This is a genomic window from Lysinibacillus sp. Ag94 (genome assembly GCF_023242215.1).
GTDB lineage: Bacteria > Bacillota > Bacilli > Bacillales_A > Planococcaceae > Lysinibacillus.
Genome location: NZ_CP096780.1, coordinates 537,941 through 557,261, shown reverse-complemented (window position 1 = coordinate 557,261; position 19,321 = coordinate 537,941). Strand labels below are relative to the sequence as shown.

Here is a 19,321-nt window from a genome sequence, read left to right as displayed (position 1 = left end):
AGTATGTATGTACTTCCTGCCCCTTACACTTTATATATCGTATTTAGTTGGAAATGTTTAATAGTTTTTCGAAAGTTTTTTTATTTTTTTATTTTTTTATGTAATAGATTACTAATTTAAAATTATCACTAAAAAACGTAGTCTTTATTTTTTCTTTAACTGTTCCAAGAAGCTTGAAGTTGCTGTTAAAGCTTCTCTATTTTGCGCTTGAATAGCTTCAAAAACTTCGGAACGGTGTACCTTAACAGTTTTTGGCGCGACAATGCCGATTTTAATTTGATCGCCTTCGACAGCTAATATTTTAATTTCTATTTGATCGCCAATCATAATAGATTGATCTTTTTTTCGAGAAAGTACTAGCATTATTTCGCACTTCCTTCCAATGATTGCATTGGGTAGCGTAATGGATAGGATTTATTATCTTGAAGAACGATTTGCTTTCCGCATTTTTTATCCATGTTAATGATTAATGGTGCAAGCAAATTAATAGTCGATTCTTGGAATGTTTCCTTCATTGTTACGATTGAGTATGTAAGGACGTCCTCTTCCTTCTCAATTTGAAGCTGTTCACGATCATCTTCACATATATCAAAGCTGTAATCTTTTTTGAAGGCGAATGGATAGGCAATTACAAAGCCAATTTCCACATTATCAACAGATTGCAGTATCGCTAAAGGGAGATCTGCATCTATAGGTAATAATACGAATTTTTTTTCATTCTCTAATCCAAGTAATCCATGCTCAAACGTTAAGATGTCCTGTTCCCCAATTTGAATTTCACCTAAAAATTTAGTAGCAATTTTCATTCTTTTATACGCTCCTTTAAATGATGACATTGATGTCAACATCCGGTCTTTGTACCATTGTACCAGTTACTTTTCCTGGTGTGTATTCGTGTATTGGTTTGTTCACTTTTGCGTCAATTATTGGCTCTCTCCGCTGAATGTTTACATCTGTTGTTCCCGGTGTATAGTCTATTTTCACTGAACCTACTGATGGGACAAATTTAATATTAAATGGCGTGCGGTGCGGACCATGATTTTGTTTCGCAATATTTTGGATAATTGCACGGCCCTGCCCTTTACCTGCATTGTCCATCATTTGACGCCCCTCTCTTGCTCTACGTGCCATTCCTTTAAGAACCTCTTGTTTACCTTCTTCTGCGTAGTTGGAACTTGATTCCAATGGACCTATCATTCCTATATCCCGTCTCGCCTGAGAAGAATCTATTTTTAAAACACCTCTAGTCGTACGAATTTCCAAAACAGCGGCTGGCTGTTCAATATGTTGAGTAGCTTTAGGTTGTTTAATATACTGTTGTGGCTTTGATATATTAAGGTCTATTTTAGCGTCTGTAGTATGAATTTGGATTTGCGGGAGTCTCATCTATACCTCTCCTTTCAATAAAAGCGTCTGAACATATTGTTCAAACGCTCTGTTATTCATTATAAAGTTTGCCCCAAATGCTCCGCTTTCGAGGCAGAACTTTAGTAGATTTTAACGGACAAAATCTACTAAGGTTTGCTGAATGATTTTTGCTCCTACCGATAGAGCGGCTTGGTGAATAGATTCCTGTGTAACCATATCTGTAATCGTCTTCGCATAGTCTGTGTCTTCATTGACAGATAGTTGTTTTGTTACATTTACTTCTTGAAGACTTAGTCGATTTCCCATCATCTCTACACGATTTTGACGAGCTCCGACATCTGCTCTTACAGTCAATGTATTTTCATAAATACCATCTAAACCAGGAATTTTATTAGCACCATTTGTAACTTCTAAACCGAGTGCATTGCCAATCTCCGGACCTGTTGCACCACTTTCTAAAAGTGTTGTTACGTGCGTCATAAACCCATCAATATTCTCAAATAAATCAGCACCTGGAGTGTTAATATTCATTGAGATACCATCAAAAACGTTGATTTCAATCGGCTTTTGTCCTCCAGTAGTAATTGCTGGGTTTTGTGGTCCTGTTTTATCCGTATAAAGGGGTTGGTTTGTGTGCGTCCCTGAAAAGATATAGGATTCGCCAATTTTTGTATTAGCGATATCACGCAATTGTTCCTTGATTTGTTGCATTTCTGCGTTGATTTTTTGACGATCATCAGCGGTATTTGTATCGTTAGCAGCTTGTACAATAAGCTCCTTTACACGTTTTAAAGCTCCGCCTACTTGATCAAGTGCTTCGTCTGTTGTATCTAGCCATGTATTTGCTTCACGTAGATTTCGTTGGTATTGTTGGTTTTTATCAAGATCTATACGATAGCCCATTCCCTTTACTGCTACAACTGGATCATCGGATGGTCTAGTAATTACTTTACCTGAGTCCAACATATTTTGATATTTAGACATTTTACTATAGCTTGTATTTAAATTGCGTAGCATATTACTCGACATCATTGATTGTGTAACGCGCATAAATTTATCTCCTCTCGGTTAAGTGGCTATTACAGCCCTACTCTTCCCATACCGTTGATGATTTTATCTAATGTTTCATCTACCACTGTAATCATACGTGCATTGGCATTGTATGCTTGCTGGAATGTAATCATATTAGTCATCTCTTCATCTAAGGAAACTGAGTTCATTGAATTACGACGTTTTAAAATTTCCAAATGCATTGTTTCAGAGTTGAATGCACTACGCTCAGCTTCCTGTCCCTTAACCGCTAAGTCTCCTACTAATGATTTATAATAGTTTTGGAATGTACCTTTCTTTAAGTTATCTTGAGCCTGCGATTGCAGCGCTGCTAACTTACGCATGTTTCCGTTATTACCTTCCTCACCCGCCGTATCGGAAACAGCTACTTGCTTCGGATCAGTAATCACTACTTTAAAATCACGTGCAGTCGTCCCAGAGAAAAAGTTCTGACCTGTAGTATCATCTAAACCAAAACCTTTACTATGAACTTCATTGAATTTTGTTATAAATTCATTTGCTAATTTATCTAAATTAGCAAGCATTTCTGGATAAGTACCTTGTCCATCGCTATGTCCATACGCATCAATCAATGCACGTAATGTACCTTTACCAGGTTCCATTTGCTTGTAATCAATTGCAATTCCATTCGCTGGATCTCCTGGTGGCTCGCCAATATCAGAAATTTTAATTTCCTTAAAGTTAGCATAGCTCCCTGTCGCTTGATCATCAACATCACCATCAATGCGCCGATCGTTCGTGTCCATCGTTGCAAGTGCAGCATATTGTCTACCATCCACTAATTTAATAGGAGTACCATCCGCTGATACATATGTAATCGTCATTGAACCTTCAGCAACGTCTTTTGCTAAACCACCTGATTTTTGCAATGAAACCGTTACAGGGATATATTCATTTAACTGATCTACTAATACATCACGTGCATCATATAAATCATTTGGCACATAACCACTTGGCTCAACTTCTTGAATTTGTTTATTAAGAGCTGCAATTTGTTTAAGAATTGAATTCACTTTATCCGTCGATACATTAATTTCATTCCCGATATTACCTTGGATCTGTTTTAGCTGTCTATCCATATAATTAAAGGACTCAGCAATTGAAATTCCTTTTGAAATTAATACCTGACGTGCAGCTGTATCTTTTGGATTGTCAATAACATCCTCCATAGACTTCCAAAAGTCTGTGAATGATTGGTTAATACCAAACTCTGAAGGCTCTGACATGATATCTTCCATCTGCGAAATCGATTTTGCTGTTGAATCCCAATAACCTAACTTATTCGTTTCCTGGCGATATTGTCGATCTGTAAATTGATCGCGGATGCGTTGAATCGAGCTTACTTCTACCCCTGTTCCAAGATGTCCTGGATAGACAGGTTGATTTAAGCCTGGACTTGGAAAACCAGGAGTTGCTTGCATATTTGCTCGTTGGCGAGTGTAACCTAAAGTATTTGCATTGGAAATATTATGTCCTGTTGTGTATAAAGCTGTTTGTTGTGTAAATAAACCACGTTTACTAGCTTCTAAGCCCATAAATGTTGAGCGCATTCTTTTTCCTCCCTTAATAACCGTTTTTCAGCAATTGATTGCTTAAAACTATGCTTGAGAATCGAAATATGATTTTTTTGCCACTGTATTTGTGCCACGAACCTCATTGCCAGAATAGTTGATTTGCTCAGGACGAGGTTGTAAAGCGTCCAATGTAAAGTTGACAAATTGTAGTGATTGGAACACTAGCTTTTGATTTAAATCGTTTTGTTTTCTTAAGTCGTTGATCATTTGCAATAATCGATTACGTACTGCTGAGAGCGTATCTTTTTCAGTTTGTTGTTCAGCAGCCTCGATGACATCAGCGACAGTTGCTTTGTCAGTTGAAGCAAGTCCTTTTGCTTCAAGGTAGTCCGTTACCTGTTTCTGACGCTGTTGCTCGAGCTTATCGATGGCCGCTACATGCGCCTGCTCATCCTTGAGCATTTGGTCCAGTGCTTCGATATTCCCAACTGTAATGATTTCAGTTTTTTTAATGGCTAATTCAAGTAAGCTTTTATGCATTCTTTCTAGCTTTGTTAATGTAGAACAAATCGCTTCTATAGACATTTTGCTAAGCACCCTTTCTGATATTCCTTAGAAACGATAATATTTCAGCATATCTTCTGCAACTTTGCGAGCGTCTACTTTGTATTCACCAGAAGCGATATCTTTTTTTAGTTGTTGTACGCGTTCTGCACGCTCTGTGCTGTATGTTGAAACTCCTTGCATCTCCTGTGCAGTCTTTGAAATTTCGATTTTATCTGCGAAGGATGCTTTGTTCGTACTTGATTTTACATTGCGCACCTGATTTTTATAGGCGTTTACTGCATTAATCCCATAAGATGTAATTTTCATTTAATACCCCCCTATCTAAAAAGCTTATCTTCCTATTATTTCGGATTGTCTCACATAATGTTAAGTTTTCAAATATAAAAAAGTGTGCTAATTTTGTTTAAAATTAACACACTTTGGATCTAGCAATTATGCCTCGGCATAATTGCGTCCGGAATCAGCTTTGTGCTTAGGTCTGCGTGATTCAGGTTAGTTAGCCGTTATCGCATGGATACGATGATTTAAGGCTAACATTCTAAATTGAACTCCCGATTCCGTGACATCGGCCGGAGGATTTGGACCAACGTGATGTTGGTCACTCAGTCGTTGCTGCTGTCGCTTCGCTTGCGCAGATAAATTGCCACAGGACGTGGCAATCTTAGACAGTTGCGGATGTCTTTTGTACCGAAAGCGAACGACAGGTACAAGTGCTTGGACACTCGCGCTTTAAAGAAGTTAACGTTTTCGTTCTGCGTGATATGTTACACGATCACGTTCTGCCACACTGTCACGGAATTCCTTGGCCGCTTCAAATGTACGTAAATCCGCCTTCAATTCATCCTGACATTTTGTACAAAGCTTGCCTGTTGTCGTTAGGTGACCACAGTTATCACATGGATAGCCAAGATTAGGGAACATCGCAGTTTGCAAGCGACCCTTACGTACCCATTTGTACAATAACTCCTCTTCAGCTCCAGTTGCTTCAACAATACGTTCTACTGTCGCTGCACGGTTTTCACGTTTACGTAAAAAGCGGTAAACAATTTGATATAAGTCCTCTTCAGATTGCGCACACTTATGACATACTTCTCTGACCCCTGTATAATTAAAAAACTCATTACATTTCGGACAATTACGAACCTCTGCCATCTACTCTTCCTCCTCTTAAATCAATTTCGCCTTGGCGTAATGGTAGCTGACGCTTTGCTTTCGCTACAGATAAACAATGCGTCCGGATTGAATTGTGCCCGCACAATTCAAAATCTGTGACATCCGCCGGAGGCTTTATTTTCATTCAGTAGGTGTCTAGGAACCCACTGAAAAGTGATCACATCCGCCTTATCTCCCTACTTTCATAAGTGAGGATCGTTTTCCTGAATGAAAATAATAACTGCTAGATACGATTCTTATTTACTCGTAATCTATTATACACAATGCATTAGCATTTTCATCCATTAATTAGTGTGAAGCTTTTGACATTTCTAGCACCCGCATTCATTAAAATCTCGCTAGCATGCTGCAAAGTGGTTCCTGTCGTTTTTATATCGTCAAAAAGAAGATATTCTTTATGCTCTACATTTGCTCCAGTCTTCAGACGGAAAAGGGGAGCTACTTGGATGCGTTGCTCTCTATTTTTGGAGCTTTGTGTTTCTGCCGTTGTCTTTTCTAAAAGTTGTATAAAAGGAATAGTAGCAGCCTTTAATAACTCCTCCGTATGCGAAAAGGTACGCTCCCTTTGTTTAATGGGATGCATTGGAATCGGTATAATGGTCGCTTTTTCATGCTTCAACCGTGCATGTAGCTCCTGCCGAAATACTTTCGCAAGTGAGACATCCTGAAGAAATTTATAGTGATGCAAATAATCTTTCATCGCATCGTTATAGTGGTAAAGTGCTGTTGCTGTTGAGGAATATTCAAATCGAGCCAAGCATCGATCACAAATAGTTGATTGAAATTGTTTAGTTAAAAGTGTTTTCCATGAAATTGCAGATGGCAAAGGCTTTGAGCATAATAAGCACAGTGTTTCAATTTTATTCATTGTGAAAATCCTTTCTTATTATAATAAATAATTTTAGTACGCGCATCATCCATTTCAATCGTAATGCCATGATGAAAAAATACGACGTCTCCATCCGAAAAATTAGCATTTCGCCCAACTCGCCCAGCAATTTGTATAAGTGCACTAGAAGTGAAAATGGTTGACTCTGCCCCAATAACTGCAACCTGTACATTCTTTATCGTAATTCCTCTTTCTAATATGGTCGTTGTCAGTAAACCCGGAACTTCTTCATGGCGTAGTTTAAGCACTTTTTCTTTACGATCAGGGTCTTCCGCATGCACCGCCATGATGCTTCCATCTAATAACTGAAAAAGAGGCGTAGCTATTTTCATTAACTCTACTTTCGGGAAAAATAATAGAAAAGGCTCTTTTCGTGCAAGGCGTTCCTCTGTCCATCGTTTTAGCTTTCGCGGGATCTTCCCCCGTTTTAAGCTTTTTTCATAGTTCCATAGGGAATGAAATCGAGGGAACGGTAATGGACGGTTATGATAGCGCTTTGGAATAAATGAATAGCTTTCATTTTGATACTGAGTCAGTAATTTATGTGAAGGTGTTGCTGTGACCAACAATATTGGTGCGTTTTCCGATTTAGCCTTTTGCACAGCGCTTTGTAAAGTTTCATCGAATGTATAGGGAAATGCATCAGCTTCATCAACAATCATAACGTCAAATGCTCGTTCAAAACGATAAAGCTGATGAGTTGTAGCCAACACAAGCTGTGCATAGCCCTCCTGCTTTGGTGATCCACCATATAGTGCATGGATCATCGTTTGCGGGAAAACCGTTTGAAAGCGTGGATATAACTCTAGCACTACATCTGTACGAGGCGTAGCGATACATACCCGTAAGCCCTGCTCTAACGCATAATGTACGGTTGGAAAAAGCAGTTCTGTTTTTCCTGCTCCACATACTGCGTGGATTAGGTGGGAACGTTGTGCCTTAACACTTTCTAGCATTTCATTTGCCGCTTGCTGTTGAAGCACTGTAAATTGCCCCGCCCATTTGAGTGTATGCTTTCTTGTTCTAATGGCACGAGGGCCTGTCCAAATCATCAATTGCGTACAGCTACTCACTCTGCCCATTTTTAGACAATGTCTACAATATACACATGGCTGTTGGCACTTTGAACAATCAAACCTTGTAAATTGCTGCGGATCATCATTATGGCAACGATTGCATTTTAAATTTGGCTCTTTTTGAATCCCTTCTATTATATTGAAATAATTGTGATTAATTGATTTCTCGATATCTTGCTTTGAAAATGGGGTATGCTCCTTTAACCAAATACGTCCTTCATGAAAATCTCGTAATTCAGGTGGCAATAACCAACCTTTGTATTTCATTGCTTTGCTCCTTTCATGTGGGTGTTTTTATCAGCGATTCTAGTAGGTTTAGCGGCGATATTGACGGGTTTAGCGGCGATATTGACGGGTTTACCGGCGATTCTGGCACTTTTAGCGGCGATATTCATGGGTTTACCGGCGATTTTGGCACTTTTAGCGGCGATATTCACAGGTTTACCGGCGATTCCCACTTACCCAGCAATACGGATATGCCCCAAAATAAAAAAACAGCCTCTACAAATTTGTTGTAGAGACTGTCTCATTTACTATTATTTTTTTGTCCAGCCGAGCCCCATTGAGCCTTCACCTAAGTGTGTGCCAATGACGGGACCGAAATAGCTTAGTTTAAAGTTAACGCTCGGGTAGGTTGCTGCTAGTTGTGCTAGCCATTCTTCTGCTTCAGCCTGGCAATTGCCGTGGATTACGACAGCGTCTAGTGCTTCATACTTTTGAACATCCTCAGCTAGTAGCTCCTCCGCACGCTTTAATGCTTTTTTACGCGTACGAATTTTTTCAAAAGGTACAATAACCTTGTCCACAAAATGCAGTACTGGCTTTACTTGTAATAAGCCGCCAATTAATGCCGCTGCTGAAGACAAACGTCCCCCGCGTTGTAAATGCGCTAAGTCATCTACAATGAAGTAAGCACGAATCGATTGCTTCATGTCCGCCAATGTAGCGAGAATTTCTTTTGCAGAAAAGCCTTGAGCCGCCATTTCAGCTGCTCTTAAAGCGTAAAAACCCTGTACCGCACAGGATATTTCACTATCAAAAGCGTATACATCAATGTCTTCCACCATCTCGCCTGCTTGAATTGCACCTTGATATGTTCCACTGATTCCACTTGATAAATGAATAGATATCACTTCATCATACTCTTTTGCTAGCTCCTCAAAAAGAGTGGCAAATTCTCCAATTGGGGGCTGCGTTGTTTTTGGGAATTCCTTTGCCCCACGTACTTTATCATAAAATTCAGATGCTGTGATATCTACTTCTTCTGCAAATAGTTGCCCTGAGATATTTACACTTAACGGAATCATATGAATGTTTAAGCGTTCTCGTTCCTCAGCCGGAATATATGCAGTACTATCTGTTACGATTGCTGTCCTCATCCATGTCCACTCTCCTATTCTACATAGTTTACAATAAAAAGAAATGAATGTGAAATGAATTACGACATTGCGTAATCTCGTCTGAATGTCGAATAGTGGTCAGTCCTCTTCCCTCTTTCAACATTGTAGACATCTGCTAAATTGATAACTTAGCGTCCATTTCACATTCATTTTCTATGTATACGGATTTATCTTCGTTTAATAAATCTTTCTATTAAGTAAAGCCACATCATCATAAATTGGGGGTGATCTCCGTTCTAGCTAGGCAAGTCCAATGAGTCGTTAGGCGCGATGCTTTTTGCCTTCGTTTCTCTATCTAGCTTGCTCCTAACGCTAATTTCAGAAAATCACCCAACCTCAACTCTTAGTGATGAGCCCGAATGAAGATATCCTCATTTTATTTGCCAGTAGTTGATTTCGTTTCATCTCCAGTATAGAAGACGCTAGTGACCTTCCAGAGTCCATCTTCTTTGACGAATACTGTAACTTGTTGTCCTGCACTTTCATGCTTTACATTTGTTGCAGTTTGTACCAAATGCGATGTTATATTGGAATAGACCTGTGCTTCATTTTCGCTATATTTTATAATCGTTGTATTTTTCGCATCTCGTTTAACGTCTGACTGTTTAAATACATCTGAAATGTAGTTTTTTTCTCCTTCATAATTGAAACCTTTTGGATTCTTTGAGAGTGTTTGCATATAACGATCAATTTCTTTTGAATTGAAAGCTGCCATATATTCATTAAAGGCTGCTAATATCGCTTTATTTTCTTCAGCAGGAATATTTTCTGCCTTTGTTATTTGCCCACCATTCGTTTCAAATCCGACAGTTCCATCATCAATGATTTTTTGTCTTTCTTCTGCACTCATTTCATCATCTTTTTTATTACCACAGGCAGTTAACACTAATGTAGTTAACATTAATAAGGTAAAAACTGCTAGAAAACTTTTCTTTAACATCAAAAAACCTCCCGCGCATATTGTAGCATATAAATTCCGTTGTAGGAATTTTGTTGTGCATTTTCAACATTTAGGCGTTACATCTTCCTTATGACGCCCATGGTTTTAAAATGTTGCACTATTTATGTAATCACTATGTATAAATTGTTACACCTTTATACGACATTTGGACAACGTGAGTTTCTTTTCCAATAGGTGTAAATATTACAGAAATCTTTTAATGGATTGCGCTACGATTTCGGACATATGCCGACCTAATGAAAAGTAGCTTAAATCTGTATTCATCTCACCACCTTAGAGGCGGGAGGCTTCTGTAGCGTACGCTTTTACTTTCGGTACAAAAACATTTGCTGAAAGAAGGTAAAAAAACTGCTTTAAAAACTACTAAATAAAATAGTAGCCTTTAAAAACAGCTTTAATTTCAATATATACTATTAGCGTACTTCAACCCAGCCATTTTTAATGGCTGTAACAACAGCTTGTGTACGGTCGTTTACATTCATTTTTTGTAAAATGCTTGAAACGTGGTTTTTAACTGTTTTTTCAGAAATGAACAGTGTCTCACCAATTGTACGGTTAGATTGTCCATCTGTTAATAATTGTAATACTTCACATTCACGTTTCGTTAGTAAATGGAATGGACGGCGAATTTCTGTTTGATGGAAGTTACCTTTATTTTCATGCTCAGAAAGACGACGGAATTCAGCTACTAAATTTTTAGTTACTTTTGGATGTAGGTAAGATCCACCATTCGCAACTACTTTAATGGCCTCGACAATTTCGTCAGCATCCATCTCTTTTAGCATATAGCCAAGTGATCCAGATTTAAGCGCGTGTGTTACGTATGTTTCATCATCATGAATGGATAACATAATAACCTTCGCATCTGGGAATTCACTAATTAATTCTGCCGTTGCCTCTACTCCATTTTTCCCTGGCATATTTATATCCATTAGTACAACATCTGGTTGATTTTCAGCATATAAAGAAACCACATCTGTACCATCGTCACCTTCTGCTACTACGTCAAATGTATCTTCAAAATCTAAAATACGTTTTACTCCTTCGCGGAATAGCTGGTGATCGTCTACAATAATAATCTTCGTCATTTGTCTTTACCCCCTAAAATTCTCCAACAATCGTTTTACTCTACTTCTAACGGAATTTTAAATAAAACCGTCGTACCTCGATTTATCTCGCTTTTAATTGAGATCGTCCCATCCAAAATTTCGATACGTTCTTTCATACCTAAAATCCCAAAAGAATGGTCTTTAACCTCCTGTGGATTGAAACCTATACCATCGTCTTTTACAACGATATTTACGGCATCTTTCAACCACTCCAGTCTTACCCAAATATCTTTACATTTCCCGTGCTTCATGGCATTTGTTACACATTCTTGCACTAATCGGAAAATAGATACTTCATAGTTTGATGGTATACGCTTTTCGGTGCTTCTCGATTGGAAATGAACTTCAACACCAGGATTATATTCAGTCACTGTCGATAAGTATTTTTTTAATGTCGGAACAATCCCCAAATCATCAAGTGCCATTGGTCTTAAATCATAGATTATACGTCGCACCTCAGATAAAGCATTACGCACCGTTTTCTTTAAATCAGCAATTTCATCTAAAGCATATTCAATACCTTTTTCACGATACGTCCTGTCTATTAAATTAGTGCGCATTAGTACATTTGCCAGCATTTGAGCAGGTCCATCATGAATTTCCCTAGATAGACGTTTGCGTTCCTCTTCTTGTGCTGCAATAATACGTATACCAAAATCTTGTTTCATTTTTGCTTGTTCTAGTGCTAAACCAACATTTCTTAAATCTGAAGTTAAGTAATTCAAAACGACATTTACTTGATTGACAATATGATCTGCACGTTCAATCGTATCGAGTAACGCTCTTAATCTTCTCTCTAAATCATCTCTTTTATCACGTAGTTGCTTTTCTTGTGTTCTAATAACGGAGAGCTTCACTTGAAAATCATGCGCGGTTTCATATGCTTCTCTAACTTGATCTTCGGTATAATTATCAAAAGCTTTACTCACTAACACAAGTCTTTGCTTAGCAAGCTGTGTACTCTTTTCTAAAGCATCGCCTTCATCAATAACAATTGAAACTTGTTTTCGAACAATTTCTAGCTCTATTTTCATATCTTCGAAACTTCTTCGGCTTTGTTCGCTTATAATAAAGATATCATCTTTTGAGCTCATGATTGTTTCTAACATTCGATTAAATATGTCATCAAGCGACTTTAAATCGAAGGTATCATTTGAAAACATAGTATACTCCCCAGTCTAATGTCTTATGATTACTTACTATTTCAATAGACCAATTACATAGTCTACATCTATTATAGCATTCCCATGTTAAAATTTAATGCTTTTTCTTTATGAAAATTATAGAATAGAACTCTACTTTAAAGGAGATTGATACTGATGAGAGAAAACTATTTAACTGTAAAAGGATACGGAGAAAGTGAAATTGTTATTTCAAAATCTCGTTTCCTTACTTATATAGAACGTGCAGAAACGGAAGAGGATGCAATTTCTTTTATTGAACGCATAAAAAAAATGCATCATAATGCAACACATAATTGTTCAGCCTATATTATTGGAGAACATGATCATATTCAAAAAGCAAACGATGATGGGGAACCTAGTGGCACAGCTGGCGTCCCTATGTTAGAAGTCCTAAAAAAACAAGGGTTAAAAGATACGGTCGTTGTCGTCACACGCTACTTTGGTGGCATTAAGCTTGGCGGTGGCGGTCTTATTCGTGCGTATGGAAAAGCGACAACAGAAGGATTACTTGCTGCCCAAGTAGTAGAACGCAAGCTTCACCATTTTATGAACATTTCTATTGATTACACATGGCTAGGTAAAGTAGAAAATGAAATTCGAGGTTCTTCATATACTTTAGAAGAAATTCGCTATTTAGAAGGCGTCGAAATTATTGTATCCGTATTAAAAGAGGAAGAAGAACAGTTCCAAAACTGGGTAATAGAAATGACAAACGGACAAGCAAATATTACTTTTGAGAAAGCTCAATTTATTGAATTTGTTGTAAAATAAATAGTTTTAATTGTCGAATACTAAATATCCATAGTATAATTTTAATATTGAGCTATTTTATCTTTTACGCATATTCTAAAATTACTGTGTTTAATCGCTTTATTATTCCCAAAATTCAGAGGAGAATATATTAAAAATGAAAAATAGAATTAAAAAGCAAGGCAAAAAGAGGTCGTCTAAAGCCTCCCTAATTATAAAAATTTCCCTTCTTCTTGTTGCTAGTTTACTAATTTGTGCAACTGCTTATGGTGTATATATTACGAAGCAAGTAAAGCATGCAGCTGACTCAGCACACGAAGAATTAAAAGGGCGAGACATTTCTGCACTTCGTAATGAGAAGGTAGAACCAGTAAACGATAATGTTTCAATACTATTTGTCGGTGTTGATGATAGTGAAAATCGCGGGCAAGGCTCTGATCACTCACGTTCGGACGCTCTTATTCTAGCAACATTAAATAATAAAACAAAAACAATTAAAATGTTGAGTATCCCTCGAGATTCATATGTATATATCCCTTCTGTAAAACATAAGGATAAAATTACTCATGCACATGCCTATGGTGGAACAATTTCAACAATTGATACAGTAGAAAAACTATTAGATGTGCCAATTGATTACTATGTTCGTATGAACTTTAATGCGTTTATTGATGTTGTTGATGCATTAGGTGGAATTGAAGCTGAAGTACCGTACAAATTACACGAAAAAGACGAATTCGATCGCAATGCCATCAATTTAGAACCAGGTTTACAGCATTTAAACGGAAGTCAAGCACTTGCACTAGCAAGAACACGTAAGCAAGACAGTGATATTGAACGCGGCAAACGTCAACAAGAGATTTTAACAGCGATCATCAATAAAGTTTCTTCTGTAGGATCCATTACAAAATACGATGATGTCATTAGAGCACTTGGTGATAACATGAAAACAAATATGACATTTAGCGAAATGAAGTCATTCCTATCTTATTTATCACAAGGGATGCCACGTATCGATTCTTTAACATTAGATGGTACAGATGATATGTCTACCGGTGTTTACTTCTATCAATTAAATCAAGAATCCGTTGATGAAATATCACAAACGCTAAAGAACCATCTTGACACTAATAAAGCATCTAGTAGCTTAACGAATAAAAATACTAATAAAGATAACGCTACTGGCGAAGATTCAACAGATAAAGATAGCACTCAGTAACTATAAAAGCCTTTCCACTTTATATTTGTGGAAAGGCTTTTTGTTATGGCATGATATTTCGTGATGTTTGCAAAGCGTGGAAATTATAGATTGGAGCACTTATTGATTTGAGTTTTGCTCAAGCAGTTCTGAGGTCTACCTAAGCGGATTTCCCTCAGCCTACCTGAGTAGTTTTCGTTAAGTCCATAAAATTGTGAAAAACTCTATACAAAGTTTTTCACAGCTGACTTTAATTTTTTTCAAACTGTCCAGCCTATATTAGGTATCGCCGCTAAAAGTATGAGTTGCGCCGCTAATCAAGTTAAGAACGCTGCTAAATACCGAATTTCCGCCGCTAATCAAGCTAAGAACGCTGCTAAATACCGAAATTCCCGCCACTAATCAAGCTAGGTCGCTAACAAGTCCACTCATAAAAAAGTAACCATCCATAAAAAATGGATGGTTACTTGAATGTTTTATTTATTAAATATCCGCACAAAATTCAATAGTGGTTTATAGTTTTTACCCGCGAGTCCGATGACTTCAACCAAAATTTCTATTGCAGTTAAAATGACAGCTACGAGTAAAATGGCACCCCATACTTTTGCCATTGAGAAAATGATGGCTGCTAAACCAAACATGATGGCAATCCCATAAATAATGAGTACTGTTTGACGATGTGTGAAGCCCATATCTAGTAAACGGTGATGCAAATGTGATTTATCTGGATCAGACCATTTTTTCTTCATACGTACGCGACGAACAATCGCAAAGAATGTATCAGAAATCGGTACACCTAGTATAATAACCGGGATAATTAATGTTACGACCGTGATATTTTTAAACCCAAGCAATGCGAGCACTGATATCATGAAGCCTAGGAATAAGGCTCCTGTATCTCCCATGAAAATTTTCGCTGGATGGAAATTGTAAAATAAAAATCCAAATGTTGCTGCCGCTAAAATAGATGCGATAGCTAAAACGAACATATTGCCCATAATAAAAGCCATAATCGCTAAAGTAATAAGAGCAATCGTTGACACACCGGCAGCTAGGCCATCTAAGCCATCAATTAAATTAATGGCATTTGTAATACCAACAATCCAAAGAATTGTTAAAGGGATACTTAGTAATCCAAAATTTAATTCACCTACAAATGGTAAATTAATCATCTCAATTTGAATTCCACCTACAAAAATAACGATAAGTGCCGCAACAAGCTGACCAATTAATTTTGCTTTTGCAGAGATTTCACGCATATCGTCAATGACACCTGTTGCTACGATAATACAAGCTCCAATTATAATTGCCAGTAAAAAATCGCTACCATTTTCATTGTATATCAAAATCGGCTGGAATATAGCCACAGCTATTAAAAACGCAAGGAAAATCGCCAATCCCCCAAGTCTTGGCATAATTCGTGCATGTACTTTTCGATAGTTTGGTGCATCGACAGCACCTATTCTGAATGCTAATCGTTTAACTAGTGGAGTTAACAATATTGAAGCAACAAATGCTGCTATTAAAGACACGTAGAGCATGTCTCTCCTCCTCAAAAAAATAATCTACATTTAAATTCTAATTGATTATAGCACGAACAGACGCCGAAATATACTTTTTCTATTTATTTTCCACCATTTCACAAATATTATTCCTCTTTTTCGAGTTGGAAGAATGCTGCATGTCAAATGTAGTCATCATTCGTAAAATTTGATAAAATAATGTAGTGTCTAGCATTTAGACAACTTAAAAGGAGCGTAAATTTCATGTTCTCAATTTTTAAACGTAACAATGAGCAAACTAGTGCTCGTCAATTAAAACGCTACTATAAAATAGTAGATCAAATTAATAGTCTTGAAGAAAAATATGTTAATAAGTCAGATGATGAATTAAAAGAAATGACTTTTATTTTCAAGGATCGTTTAGAACAAGGTGAACCAATTACATCTATCATCCCAGACGCATTTGCTGTTGTACGCGAAGCCTCAAAACGTGTATTAGGTATGCGTCATTTTGATGTACAGCTTATCGGTGGTCTTGTTTTAACTGAAGGCAATATTGCAGAAATGCCTACAGGTGAAGGTAAAACGCTTGTCGCTTCTCTTCCTTCCTATGTACGTGCATTAGAGGGTAAAGGTGTTCACGTTATTACTGTAAATGACTATCTAGCTAAGCGTGACTACGAGCTTGTCGGTCAAATCCATCGTTTCCTTGGTTTAACAGTTGGTTTAAATATACCGATGATGGAACCAGATGCCAAAAAAGATGCCTATAACGCAGATATTACATATGGTGTAGGTACTGAGTTCGGATTTGATTACTTACGCGACAACATGGCTCACAGCTTGGCAGATAAAGTACAGCGTCCTTATCACTTCGCCATTATCGATGAAGTCGATAGTGTACTTATTGATGAGGCAAAAACACCACTTATTATCGCTGGGAAAATGGCTGCGAATGATGAACTACATCGCATTGCCTCTATGCTAGCTAAACGTTTTAAAGAAGAAGAAGATTACGATTTTGATGAAGAAACAAAAGCTACTTCTTTAACAGATAAAGGCATTGAAAAGGTTGAGGCTGCCTTCAATGTTGATAATCTATATGATCTTGAACACCAAACACTTTACCATTACGTAATCCAAGCGGTGCGTGCACACGTAATGTTTAAGCGTGATGTTGATTACATCGTAAAAGATGACAAGATCGAGCTTGTTGATATGTTCACAGGTCGTATTTTAGAAGGCCGTTCACTATCTGATGGCCTACATCAAGCAATTGAAGCTAAAGAAGGCGTAACGATTACTGAAGAAAATAAATCACAGGCACAGATTACAATTCAGAACTATTTCCGTATGTATCCGAAGCTTTCTGGAATGACGGGTACGGCGAAAACACAAGAAAAAGAAATCCGTGAAGTGTACGGCATGGAAGTTATTCAAATTCCAACAAACCGTCCACGTCAACGTGTCGATCAGCCTGATATTATTTTCAAAAAACAAGAAGATAAATACAAGTTCGTAGCTGCTGAAGCTAAACGTCGTCACGAAAAGGGACAACCTGTTTTAATTGGGACAACGTCAATACTACAATCCGAAACAGTGGCCGAATACTTAAAGAAAGAAGGCTTAAAATTCCAATTGCTGAACGCTAAAACGGTTGAGCAAGAAGTTGAGCTGATTTCACAAGCCGGTCAGAAAGGTCGTATTACTGTAGCAACAAATATGGCTGGTCGCGGTACAGATATTGTGCTAGATGAAGCAGTTCACGGACTTGGAGGCTTATATGTTATCGGTACCGAAAAGCATGAAAGCCGCCGTGTAGATAATCAGCTGCGTGGTCGTTCAGGTCGCCAAGGTGACATAGGCGAAAGCCGCTTTATTCTCTCTATTGAAGATGATATGTTCCGCCGTTATGCAAAAGAAGAGGTTGAAAAATTCTCAGAAAAAATGGTTGTTGATGAAAAAGGCATTATCCAAAACAAAGAGGTTCAAGAACTCATTAACCGCACACAACGTATTGTGGAAGGCTCTCAATACGGTATGCGTGAATACAACCTAAAATTAGATGATGTTATCAATGATCAGCGTACAGTTATTTACGGTCTACGTGATAAAATTTTAGCTGGCGAAGATTTAATAGAACAATTAAAGCAAATGTTCTATGAAACTGTAGATTTTGCAGTACGTGATGCCGCTCCTGAAGAATTACCTTCAGTCGAATGGGCTTATGATGATATGGAAAGAACCTTAAATAGTCTCTTCCTTTCACCCGTTACAATTGATAGAGAAGTAGGAAAAGTAATCCCTATTTTAGATTCACTTCAGGAACCTGTTGATGAATTAACAGCAAAGATGGAGAAATTTTCACAAAATGAACAAGTTATGACGATAATACCTCAAGTGATGCTAAGTTACTTAGATAGTGGTTGGGTAAAACACTTAGAGGATATGGCACACTTAAAAGAAGGTATTGGGTTACGTCATTATCAACAAGAGGATCCTATGCGTATTTATAAGCGTGAAGGTTTAGAATTATTCGCCAAAAATTTCCAAGAATTACGTCGTTCTATTATTATTGAAATTACAGGCTTCATGAAAATGATTGAAGCACAAATGGAGGTACAATAATGGGCTTATTCTCATTCTTTAAAAAATCAGACAAACTTGGGCAAGAAAATACAATCGACTCTAAAGATTTACTGCAAAACATCAAGGTAGAAGATACAAACAATAATCAGGATGTTGTGACGAAATTATCTTACCATCCAGATTGGGATGTACCTCAAGAGCAAAAGTATATCTTTAACTTCCTTGCTAATGAGCTAGAACCATTGAAGCCAAATCAATTATCACTTTCTTCTATTAGTATAGAAGAAGATATGCGCTCTAAAAAATGGCAAGTGCGTGCATTTTTCCGCTCATCATTATCTCAAGCAATTGAGCTTGGTGAAATTGAGCTGTTTATTATGGATAAAAATGACGAGCTTTTAGCATCTAAAAAATTCGACTTTTCAGCACTTGGCACAATTCCAGCAGAAAGTGCTCGTCCATGGGTATTTGAATTTGAAAAATCAACGATAAAAGTCGATGAAGTACCAGAAGATGGCTGGAAAATCGCATTCAACCTTGTTTCCCTTCGCGGTCACCAATTAGAATTAGACCCATCATGGGAGAAACAACTACCTGAAGCACAAAAAGAAGAACTTGCAAAAATCGTAAAAACTTTACCTAAGTTAGGTGAAACAGAAGTAAACTTCACCGGCCTACAAGCAAAACTAGCTGATAACGGTAATTTAAATGTATCTATCTTCATTCGTAACGGCCATAATAAAGCGATTAACCTAGAACAATTACCATTAGAAATTATTGACGCAACAGGCAAACAAATTGCTAAAGGTTCATTTAAAATGGATCCAATATTAACTGTTCAACCAGACTCAACAAAGCCATGGACATTTATCTTCCCTGCAGAGCTTGTTGACGCAAAAGATGCCGACCTTTCTCGTTGGACAGCACGCGTAACACAATAAAGTGTAGAGAACCCTTCTTTTAGAAAGAA

The 19,321-nt window shown here is 37.5% G+C and carries 20 protein-coding genes; 4 read left to right on the top strand and 16 right to left on the bottom strand.

Features of this window, described 5'->3' with window-relative positions:
• Window positions 1–144: 144 nt before the first annotated feature.
• From csrA to MY533_RS02365, 15 genes are all read right to left on the bottom strand, one after another.
• On the bottom strand, window positions 145–363 hold the full coding sequence (csrA, locus tag MY533_RS02435; protein ID WP_248717893.1) for a carbon storage regulator CsrA: 219 nt from the start codon (window positions 361–363) through the stop codon (window positions 145–147).
• Complete coding sequence (fliW, locus tag MY533_RS02430) at window positions 363–806, bottom strand: flagellar assembly protein FliW (RefSeq protein WP_248717892.1); 444 nt, start codon at window positions 804–806, stop codon at window positions 363–365. Before fliW ends, csrA begins: the two co-directional genes overlap by 1 nt.
• Before the next feature lie 16 nt (window positions 807–822).
• Complete coding sequence (locus tag MY533_RS02425; RefSeq protein ID WP_248717891.1) at window positions 823–1,386, bottom strand: DUF6470 family protein; 564 nt, start codon at window positions 1,384–1,386, stop codon at window positions 823–825.
• A 111-nt stretch (window positions 1,387–1,497) separates the two neighbouring features.
• Window positions 1,498–2,418 (bottom strand): flagellar hook-associated protein FlgL, encoded by a 921-nt coding sequence (gene flgL / locus MY533_RS02420; protein WP_248717890.1) that lies wholly within the window; start codon window positions 2,416–2,418, stop codon window positions 1,498–1,500.
• Between the two features lie 29 nt (window positions 2,419–2,447).
• Entirely contained in the window at window positions 2,448–3,989 is a 1,542-nt protein-coding gene (gene flgK / locus MY533_RS02415) for a flagellar hook-associated protein FlgK (RefSeq protein WP_248717889.1), read from the bottom strand.
• A gap of 48 nt (window positions 3,990–4,037) precedes the next feature.
• Window positions 4,038–4,538, bottom strand: a complete 501-nt coding sequence (locus MY533_RS02410) for a flagellar protein FlgN (protein WP_248717888.1) — start codon at window positions 4,536–4,538, stop codon at window positions 4,038–4,040.
• 27 nt (window positions 4,539–4,565) lie between these two features.
• Complete coding sequence (flgM, locus tag MY533_RS02405) at window positions 4,566–4,826, bottom strand: flagellar biosynthesis anti-sigma factor FlgM (protein WP_132360526.1); 261 nt, start codon at window positions 4,824–4,826, stop codon at window positions 4,566–4,568.
• 432 nt (window positions 4,827–5,258) lie between these two features.
• Window positions 5,259–5,672, bottom strand: a complete 414-nt coding sequence (locus MY533_RS02400) for a TIGR03826 family flagellar region protein (protein ID WP_132360524.1) — start codon at window positions 5,670–5,672, stop codon at window positions 5,259–5,261.
• Between the two features lie 298 nt (window positions 5,673–5,970).
• Window positions 5,971–6,561 (bottom strand): ComF family protein, encoded by a 591-nt coding sequence (locus tag MY533_RS02395; RefSeq protein ID WP_248717887.1) that lies wholly within the window; start codon window positions 6,559–6,561, stop codon window positions 5,971–5,973.
• Window positions 6,558–7,925: an ATP-dependent helicase ComFA gene (locus MY533_RS02390; RefSeq protein ID WP_248717886.1), complete on the bottom strand. Its 1,368-nt coding sequence runs from the start codon at window positions 7,923–7,925 to the stop codon at window positions 6,558–6,560. Before MY533_RS02390 ends, MY533_RS02395 begins: the two co-directional genes overlap by 4 nt.
• Window positions 7,922–8,116, bottom strand: coding sequence for a hypothetical protein (locus MY533_RS02385; RefSeq protein ID WP_248717885.1), 195 nt, complete (start codon window positions 8,114–8,116; stop codon window positions 7,922–7,924). The genes MY533_RS02390 and MY533_RS02385 overlap by 4 nt, the downstream gene beginning before the upstream one ends.
• A 78-nt stretch (window positions 8,117–8,194) precedes the next feature.
• Complete coding sequence (locus MY533_RS02380; RefSeq protein ID WP_248717884.1) at window positions 8,195–9,037, bottom strand: DegV family protein; 843 nt, start codon at window positions 9,035–9,037, stop codon at window positions 8,195–8,197.
• A gap of 397 nt (window positions 9,038–9,434) precedes the next feature.
• On the bottom strand, window positions 9,435–9,998 hold the full coding sequence (locus tag MY533_RS02375; RefSeq protein WP_248717883.1) for a nuclear transport factor 2 family protein: 564 nt from the start codon (window positions 9,996–9,998) through the stop codon (window positions 9,435–9,437).
• A gap of 434 nt (window positions 9,999–10,432) precedes the next feature.
• Window positions 10,433–11,107, bottom strand: a complete 675-nt coding sequence (locus tag MY533_RS02370; protein ID WP_132360514.1) for a response regulator — start codon at window positions 11,105–11,107, stop codon at window positions 10,433–10,435.
• Window positions 11,108–11,142: 35 nt separating this feature from the next.
• A complete protein-coding gene (locus MY533_RS02365) occupies window positions 11,143–12,291 on the bottom strand; it encodes a sensor histidine kinase (RefSeq protein ID WP_132360512.1) in 1,149 nt (382 codons plus the stop codon).
• 156 nt (window positions 12,292–12,447) lie between these two features.
• Between MY533_RS02365 and MY533_RS02360 the strand changes: the two genes are divergently transcribed.
• The gene (locus MY533_RS02360) at window positions 12,448–13,083 is read left to right on the top strand and encodes a YigZ family protein (RefSeq protein WP_142509136.1); all 636 of its coding nucleotides are present in this window, start codon (window positions 12,448–12,450) and stop codon (window positions 13,081–13,083) included.
• 136 nt (window positions 13,084–13,219) lie between these two features.
• A complete protein-coding gene (locus MY533_RS02355) occupies window positions 13,220–14,281 on the top strand; it encodes an LCP family protein (protein WP_248717882.1) in 1,062 nt (353 codons plus the stop codon).
• A gap of 455 nt (window positions 14,282–14,736) precedes the next feature.
• Here MY533_RS02355 and MY533_RS02350 read toward each other — a convergent pair whose 3' ends face one another.
• A complete protein-coding gene (locus MY533_RS02350; RefSeq protein ID WP_132360504.1) occupies window positions 14,737–15,801 on the bottom strand; it encodes a glycosyltransferase family 4 protein in 1,065 nt (354 codons plus the stop codon).
• 225 nt (window positions 15,802–16,026) lie between these two features.
• Between MY533_RS02350 and secA2 the strand changes: the two genes are divergently transcribed.
• Together secA2 and MY533_RS02340 are read left to right on the top strand one after the other, a co-directional pair.
• The gene (gene secA2, locus MY533_RS02345; protein ID WP_248717881.1) at window positions 16,027–18,390 is read left to right on the top strand and encodes an accessory Sec system translocase SecA2; all 2,364 of its coding nucleotides are present in this window, start codon (window positions 16,027–16,029) and stop codon (window positions 18,388–18,390) included.
• Window positions 18,390–19,292, top strand: coding sequence for an accessory Sec system S-layer assembly protein (locus MY533_RS02340; RefSeq protein WP_248717880.1), 903 nt, complete (start codon window positions 18,390–18,392; stop codon window positions 19,290–19,292). The genes secA2 and MY533_RS02340 overlap by 1 nt, the downstream gene beginning before the upstream one ends.
• The last annotated feature ends 29 nt before the right edge of the window (window positions 19,293–19,321 follow it).